The organism is Streptomyces phyllanthi, from assembly GCF_009377205.1.
Taxonomy (GTDB): domain Bacteria; phylum Actinomycetota; class Actinomycetes; order Streptomycetales; family Streptomycetaceae; genus Streptomyces; species Streptomyces phyllanthi.
The window spans coordinates 1-6812 of the sequence record NZ_VJZE01000479.1 but is presented as its reverse complement, the minus strand read 5'-3'; the positions used below and the strand labels follow the sequence as shown (position 1 = coordinate 6812).

The following is a 6812-nucleotide window of genomic DNA, read 5'->3' as shown; positions in this document are numbered from 1 at the left end:
GCTCCCGCCCCTCCACAACGGAGTTGTACGCCGCGACCTGCGCCCGCCGCGCCGTCCGCTCCACCGGCCGCAGCGCCGACGCCCGCGCCACCATCTCGGAGGCGCTCACCGCACCTCCGTGCCCCCTCTCGTACGCCACCGAGATCAGCAGCCCCACCCGCTGGGCCAGCTCCAGCACCCGCACCGCTCGCGGCGGATAGCCCGGGGCCAGCACCTCACGCCCCCTTTCCGCCCGCGCCCGGTACGCGTGGATCGCCGCCTCCGCCACCGGCCCCGACGCCGCCACATCCAGCCGTGACAGCACCTCGGTCGCATCCCGCAGCGCCTCCGCCAGCTCCCGCTCGGCCTCCCCGAGGGACGGCACATCGGCGGGAGGGGCCTCCCGCACCCCCAGGCAGTGCCAGACCACCTCCACATGCACATCGCCCTCGGGCCCGGCCTCGTACACCTCCGGCACCAGCCCCAGAGCGGCCCCGTCGCAGATGACCGCCTCCTCCGCCTCCAGCGCCCGCGCGTTGAACTCCGGCGGCCCGCTGAGCCCCAGCGGATGCCCGGGCGCGGGCAGCGCCACCCGCAATCCGCTCGCACCCAGCGACCGCAGCCGCCCGAGCGCCAGCGTCAGGCCGACCGGCCCCGACTCACCGGGCAGCCCCTCCACCCGGTGCACGGCGTCCTCCCCGACGATCGCGAGCACGGCGTCATCCGGCGAGACAAGTCCGGCCAAGAGGGCATTTCCCCAGGCGGCCAGGCGCCCTGAACGTGGTTCCGAAAGCATGCCCCCACCCTAAGGACCGACCGATGGGATGGACCGCACGACCGGTGGCGTAGATTTCCATGGGGGCTGCGCCCACAGGCGAGGCCGGCGCCCACAGGCGTACGCGACAGCCGAGACAAGGCCGACAGCCGATACAGGCCGACACTGCAAGGGGAGACAGCGCGCTCATGAGCGATGTTCTGGAGCTGGAGGACGTATCCGTGGTCCGGGAGGGCCGGGCTCTGGTGGACCAGGTCTCCTGGTCGGTCAAGGAGGGCGAGCGCTGGGTCATCCTGGGCCCCAACGGCGCCGGGAAGACGACCCTCCTGAACGTCGCCTCCAGCTACCTCTTCCCCAGCAAGGGCACCGCCACCATCCTCGGCGACACCCTCGGCAAGGTCGACGTCTTCGATCTGCGCCCGCGCATCGGCGTGGCCGGCATCGCCATGGCCGAGAAGCTCCCCAAGCGCCAGACCGTCCTGCAGACGGTACTGACCGCCGCGTACGGCATGACGGCCACCTGGAACGAGGACTACGAGGAGGTCGACGAGCTGCGCGCCCGGGCCTTCCTCGACCGCCTCGGCATGACCGAATACGTGGACCGCAAGTTCGGCACCCTCTCCGAGGGCGAGCGCAAGCGCACCCTCATCGCCCGCGCACTGATGGCCGACCCCGAGCTGCTGCTCCTCGACGAGCCCGCCGCCGGCCTCGACCTCGGCGGCCGCGAGGACCTCGTACGCCGTCTCGGCCGGCTGGCCCGCGACCCGATCGCCCCCTCCATGATCATGGTCACGCACCACGTCGAGGAGATCCCGCCGGGCTTCACCCATGTCCTCATGATCCGCCAGGGCAAGGTCCTCGCCGCGGGCCCGCTGGAGCTGGAGCTCACCTCGCGCAACCTGTCCCACTGCTTCGGCCTCCCGCTCGTCGTCGAACAGGTCGGCGACCGCTGGACCGCCCAGGGGCTCCCGCTCGGCTGACCGCCAATCCCTCGCACGCACGGCGAAGTTGGAGCACAGGGCCGCACAACCCGGGCCGGGCGCAGTCGACTTGATCACACGCGCTCTGTCCGTGGGACGATCGCGGTCCTACCATGACCATGTGGACAGCATCGACGCATGGGTGTGGTGGCTGGTCGGCGCGACCGGACTCGGGATCGCGCTCGTCGTGACGGCGATGCCGGAGCTGGGCATGCTCGCCGTGGGGGCCGTCGCCGGCGCCCTGACCGCGGGGCTCGGTGGCGGCATCGTGCTCCAAGTGATCGTCTTCGCCGTGGTGTCGACCGCGCTCATCGCCGTCGTACGCCCGATCGCCGCCCGGCACCGCTCCCAGCGCCCCCAACTCGCCACCGGAGTGGACGCGTTGAAGGGCAAGCACGCCGTCGTCCTCGAACGGGTCGACGGCATGGGTGGCCGGATCAAGCTCGCGGGAGAAGTCTGGTCCGCCCGCGCCCTCGACGCCGCACAGGCTTACGAGGTAGGTGAAGAGGTGGACGTCGTGGACATCGAGGGCGCCACGGCGATCATCATGTGACCTCGTACGACGTAACTGGCCGAACGCCTTACCTGGCAGTCTGCGGTCTGCCAGACTCAACGAGCAAGATCTTCAACAGGCACAAGATCCTCCGGAAGCACCGAGGCGGAGAAGGGTACGGGGAACCACGATGGGACCGGTCGTCATCGTCCTGATCATTCTGGTGGTGTTGGTCTTCATCGCCCTGATCAAGACCATCCAGGTCATCCCGCAGGCCAGCGCCGCCATCGTCGAGCGCTTCGGCCGCTACACACGGACACTCAACGCGGGCCTCAACATCGTGGTCCCGTTCATCGACACCATCCGCAACCGCATCGACCTACGCGAACAGGTCGTGCCTTTCCCGCCCCAGCCGGTGATCACCCAGGACAACCTGGTCGTGAACATCGACACCGTCATCTACTACCAGGTGACCGACGCACGAGCCGCCACCTACGAGGTCGCCAGCTACATCCAGGCGATCGAGCAGCTCACCGTCACCACCCTTCGCAACATCATCGGCGGCATGGACCTGGAGCGGACCCTCACCTCCCGCGAGGAGATCAACGCGGCCCTGCGCGGCGTCCTCGACGAGGCCACCGGCAAGTGGGGCATTCGCGTCAACCGCGTCGAGCTCAAGGCCATCGAGCCGCCCACCTCCATCCAGGACTCGATGGAGAAGCAGATGCGCGCCGACCGTGACAAGCGCGCCGCGATCCTCACCGCCGAAGGTATCCGCCAGTCCGCGATCCTCACCGCCGAGGGTGAGAAGCAGTCCGCGATCCTCAAGGCGGAAGGTGAGGCCAAGGCCGCGGCCCTGCGCGCCGAGGGCGAGGCCCAGGCCGTCCGTACGGTCTTCGAGGCGATCCACGCCGGCGACCCGGACCAGAAGCTTCTCTCCTACCAGTACCTCCAGATGCTCCCCAAGATCGCCGAGGGTGACGCCAACAAGCTCTGGATCGTCCCCAGCGAGATCGGCGACGCCCTCAAGGGCCTCTCCGGCGCCATGGGCAACTTCGGCGCGATGGGGGGCGGTTCGGGCGGCGGCGGCGCGTCCGGCGGCACCGGCACGGAACGCCGGGAGAAGCCGTCGATCACCGACTGACGGAGTCGATACGACGATGGGGCCACCTCCAGCAGGAGGTGGCCCCATCGTCGTATCAGGCCTGTGTCACGCGGCAGGCTGGGCCAGCCACTCCGGCAGCGCGTCGACGTCGTCGTGCCCCAGCGCCAGCAGCATCGCGTCCGCCGGCGTCGGCTCGAACGGCTGCCGCAGCAGCGGCATACCCGCCTGCTCCGGCGTACGGTCGGCCTTGCGGTGGTTGTCCTCCGCACACGAGGCCACCGTGTTCAGCCAGGTGTCCCCACCGCCCCGCGACCGCGGCACCACATGGTCCACGGTCGTCGCCCGCCTGCCGCAGTACGCGCACCTGTGCCGGTCACGTACCAGGACACCCCGCCTCGACCACGGGGCTTGTCTTCGGAACGGCACCCGTACGTACCTGCAGAGTCTGATCACCCGGGGCGCCGGTATGTCGACCGCGGCTCCGCGCATGCGCAGTTCGGGGTGGGCCTGCTCCACGACGGCCTTGTCCTGCAGCACCAGCACGACGGCGCGGTTCAGCGTCACCGTCGACAGCGGCTCGAAGCTCGCGTTCAGTACCAGCGTGTCCCGCATCCCAGCCCACCTCCTGTGTGCATCGGCCCGCCCCCTGGCGGGCTTGGATCAACTCTGGCCGGGCACGCCGAGATGGACAACGCAATAAAAAATGCCCGCCTCTGATCAATTCCAAGACCAGAGGCGGGCAAACGTTCAATGAACGTCAGTCTGCGACCTTCGACGCTCAGCTCTCGGCAAGAGCCGCGTACTCACCGATCAGCTGAGCACGCGCGATCGTGTGGAACCGCAGGTTGAACCCCACCACCGCGGGCGAGGCGTCGGAGTCCGGGCCGAGCTTCTCCTGGTCCACGGCGTACACCGTGAACACATAGCGGTGCGCCGGGTCCCCGGGCGGCGGGGCGGCACCGCCGAAGTCCTTCGTCCCGTAGTCGTTGCGTGCCTGCACCGCGCCCTCGGGCAGCCCCTCGAACTTGCCGGTGCCCGCACCGGCCGGCAGCTCGGTCACCGACGCCGGGATGTCGAACACGACCCAGTGCCAGAACCCGCTGCCCGTCGGGGCGTCCGGGTCGTAGCACGTGACGGCGAAACTCCTGGTCTCCGGCGGGAAGCCCTCCCAGCGCAGCTGCGGCGAGATGTTCCCCGCCGCGTAGACCTGAGCGTCCTTCAGCGTCGCGCCCTCCTCGACGTCCTCGCTCGCGACCGTGAACGACGGCACGACCGGATGGAAGTCATGCGGGAGTGGCGGCCTGTTGGACTCGGTCACCTCGGTACCTCCTTGTGGGGTCGGGAATCGCTGACCCCGAGCCTAGAACCAGTTGCGCTTGCTGCCGACTTCCGACAGCCACTGGTTCAGGTATGCCGCCCAGTCGGTCTGCTGGTAGCCGTTCAGCCCCACCTTGAAGGAGCGGAAGGTGTCGCTGCCCTCACTGAACAGTCCCGGCTTCTTGTCCATCTCCAGCACGACGTCCATCTCGTGCTCGTCCGCCACGAAGCTCAGCTCCACCTGGTTCAGCCCGCGGTACTGCTGCGGCGGGAAGAACTCGATCTCCTGGTAGAAGGGGAGCTTCTGCCGCGTACCCCGGATGTGGCCGCGCTCCAGGTCCGCGTTCTTGAAGCGGAAGCCCAGCTGGATGAACGCGTCGAGGATCGCCTGCTGTGCCGGCAGCGGGTGCACGTTGACCGGGTCGAGGTCACCGGAGTCCACCGCACGCGCGATCTCCAGCTCCGTCGTCACACCGATGTTCATCCCGCGCAGCGCCTGGCCCTCGATCATCGTGACCGGCGTCTCCCACGGGATCTCCAGACCGAACGGCACCGCGTGGACCGCCTGGGCCTTGAGCTCGAAGGCACCACCGAGCGGCACCTTCAGGAACTCGATGTCCTGCTTGTACTCCTGGTCCCCACCCTCAACCTCGACCTTGGCCTGCAGCCCGACCGACAGCCTCTCGATCTGCTGGTCCACCGAGCCGCCCTGGATACGCACCTCACCCTGGACGACGCCACCCGGGACGACATTCACCTCGGTCAGCACCGTCTCGACCGAAGCACCACCGGCTCCCAGGCTCGCGAGCAGCCGCTTGAACCCCATGTCTCTTCCTCCCCAGGCATCGCCTGTGCTGTGTGTGAAGCCCTGTTCGGTATGGATCCTTGATCCCTACAAACGCGATCCAGCCGTGACCGGTTCCGCACCCTCACCCTTCCAAGAAGGGAGCCACCCGGCCACCCGGGGGTACCCACCCGTCTGGACTACGCTCGTACGTCATGATCGCGACCCCCGACCGTACGCCCCTCACCCGGAAGTTCTTCGACCGCCCCGTCCTCGAGGTGGCACCGGATCTCCTGGGCAGAGTCCTCGTGCGTTCCACCCCGGACGGTCCGATCGAGCTCCGCCTCACAGAGGTCGAGGCGTACGACGGCGAGAACGACCCCGGCTCCCACGCCTATCGCGGTCGCACAGCCCGCAACGGCGTGATGTTCGGTCCGCCCGGCCATGTGTACGTCTACTTCACCTACGGCATGTGGCACTGCATGAACCTGGTGTGCGGTCCGGAGGGCCGGGCAGGCGCGGTACTGGTGCGTGCCGGCGAGGTCATCGAGGGCGCCGAACTCGCCCGCAAACGTCGACTCTCGGCCCGGAACGACAAGGAACTGGCCAAAGGCCCGGCCCGCCTGGCTACGGCCCTGGGCGTCGACCGCGCCCTCGACGGCGCAGACGCCTGCGCCGGCCCGGACAGCCCTTTCAGGCTCCTGACCGGCACCCCTGCCACCCCCGACCAGGTACGCAGCGGCCCCCGCACCGGTGTGGCGGGCGACGGAGGCATCCCCCCGTGGCGCTTCTGGATCGCCAACGACCTGACGGTGAGCCCGTATCGGGCCCATGTACCCCGCCGCCGTCGAACTTGACGCGCACCCACGAGATCCGTAACGTAGCCCGAGCCGCTTGAACCGGGTACTGCGATCAGTCAGCAGCCGGAGGCGGCCAACCCACTACCTATGTCTTCCCCTCAGCGGGGGCGAATTCGGCGTGTCCGCATGCCTGAATTCCTTACCCGCGGAACCCGATTATGAGTCGGCGAGGGAATCGGCTAACGTAGTGGATGTCGAAAGGCCGGAGGGAAACCTCAACAGGCCGGAAGGCAGCCGAAAGGCAAATCCCGCCGACTGGGAATCGGGCCCGAAAGGATCTGATAGAGTCGGAAACACCGAAGGGAAGCGCCCGGAGGAAAGCCGCGAGAGAGTCTCTCGGGTGAGTACAAAGGAAGCGTCCGTTCCTTGAGAACTCAACAGCGTGCCAAAAATCAACGCCAGATATGTTGATACCCCGTCTCCAGCATCAGCTGGGACGAGGTTCCTTTGAAGAAAACACAGCGAGGACGCTGTGAACCACTGGGTTATTCCTCTGGTGGTTCCGCTCTCGTGATGTGT

At 68.3% G+C, this 6812-nt stretch carries 8 protein-coding genes; 4 read left to right on the top strand and 4 right to left on the bottom strand.

The genetic code is table 11. From position 1 onward, the window contains the following. On the bottom strand, window positions 1-775 hold a 775-nt coding region (locus FNH04_RS38620; protein WP_152790595.1), incomplete at its 3' end, for a hypothetical protein. Between the two features lie 167 nt (window positions 776-942). On the opposite strand from FNH04_RS38620, the gene FNH04_RS38615 reads away from it, so the two are divergent. The 3 genes from FNH04_RS38615 to FNH04_RS38605 all read left to right on the top strand — a co-directional run bounded on the left by FNH04_RS38615 (window position 943) and on the right by FNH04_RS38605 (window position 3371). Further along, window positions 943-1734 carry an ABC transporter ATP-binding protein gene (locus tag FNH04_RS38615; protein WP_152790593.1) on the top strand — a complete coding sequence of 264 codons (792 nt, stop codon included), beginning with the start codon at window positions 943-945 and terminating at the stop codon, window positions 1732-1734. Window positions 1735-1855: 121 nt separating this feature from the next. Continuing rightward, complete coding sequence (locus FNH04_RS38610; protein ID WP_322725104.1) at window positions 1856-2287, top strand: NfeD family protein; 432 nt, start codon at window positions 1856-1858, stop codon at window positions 2285-2287. 130 nt (window positions 2288-2417) lie between these two features. After that, window positions 2418-3371: an SPFH domain-containing protein gene (locus FNH04_RS38605; protein ID WP_152790591.1), complete on the top strand. Its 954-nt coding sequence runs from the start codon at window positions 2418-2420 to the stop codon at window positions 3369-3371. A 66-nt stretch (window positions 3372-3437) separates the two neighbouring features. Here the strand turns inward: FNH04_RS38605 and FNH04_RS38600 are convergent, their stop codons facing one another. The 3 genes from FNH04_RS38600 to FNH04_RS38590 all read right to left on the bottom strand — a co-directional run bounded on the left by FNH04_RS38600 (window position 3438) and on the right by FNH04_RS38590 (window position 5475). Beyond that, window positions 3438-3944 (bottom strand): HNH endonuclease, encoded by a 507-nt coding sequence (locus FNH04_RS38600; RefSeq protein WP_152790589.1) that lies wholly within the window; start codon window positions 3942-3944, stop codon window positions 3438-3440. A gap of 166 nt (window positions 3945-4110) precedes the next feature. Further along, window positions 4111-4650, bottom strand: coding sequence for a YbhB/YbcL family Raf kinase inhibitor-like protein (locus tag FNH04_RS38595; RefSeq protein WP_322725102.1), 540 nt, complete (start codon window positions 4648-4650; stop codon window positions 4111-4113). A 42-nt stretch (window positions 4651-4692) separates the two neighbouring features. Continuing rightward, complete coding sequence (locus tag FNH04_RS38590; protein WP_152790587.1) at window positions 4693-5475, bottom strand: sporulation protein; 783 nt, start codon at window positions 5473-5475, stop codon at window positions 4693-4695. A gap of 173 nt (window positions 5476-5648) precedes the next feature. Between FNH04_RS38590 and FNH04_RS38585 the strand changes: the two genes are divergently transcribed. Continuing rightward, window positions 5649-6290, top strand: coding sequence for a DNA-3-methyladenine glycosylase (locus tag FNH04_RS38585; protein WP_152790585.1), 642 nt, complete (start codon window positions 5649-5651; stop codon window positions 6288-6290). The last annotated feature ends 522 nt before the right edge of the window (window positions 6291-6812 follow it).

Coding starts and splice junctions, on each gene's coding strand:
- FNH04_RS38605 (WP_152790591.1), top strand. CDS start 2,418: ATGGGACCGGTCGTCATCGTCCTGATCATTCTGGTGGTGTTGGTCTTC.
- FNH04_RS38615 (WP_152790593.1), top strand. CDS start 943: ATGAGCGATGTTCTGGAGCTGGAGGACGTATCCGTGGTCCGGGAGGGC.
- FNH04_RS38600 (WP_152790589.1), bottom strand. CDS start 3,944: ATGCGGGACACGCTGGTACTGAACGCGAGCTTCGAGCCGCTGTCGACG.
- FNH04_RS38585 (WP_152790585.1), top strand. CDS start 5,649: ATGATCGCGACCCCCGACCGTACGCCCCTCACCCGGAAGTTCTTCGAC.
- FNH04_RS38590 (WP_152790587.1), bottom strand. CDS start 5,475: ATGGGGTTCAAGCGGCTGCTCGCGAGCCTGGGAGCCGGTGGTGCTTCG.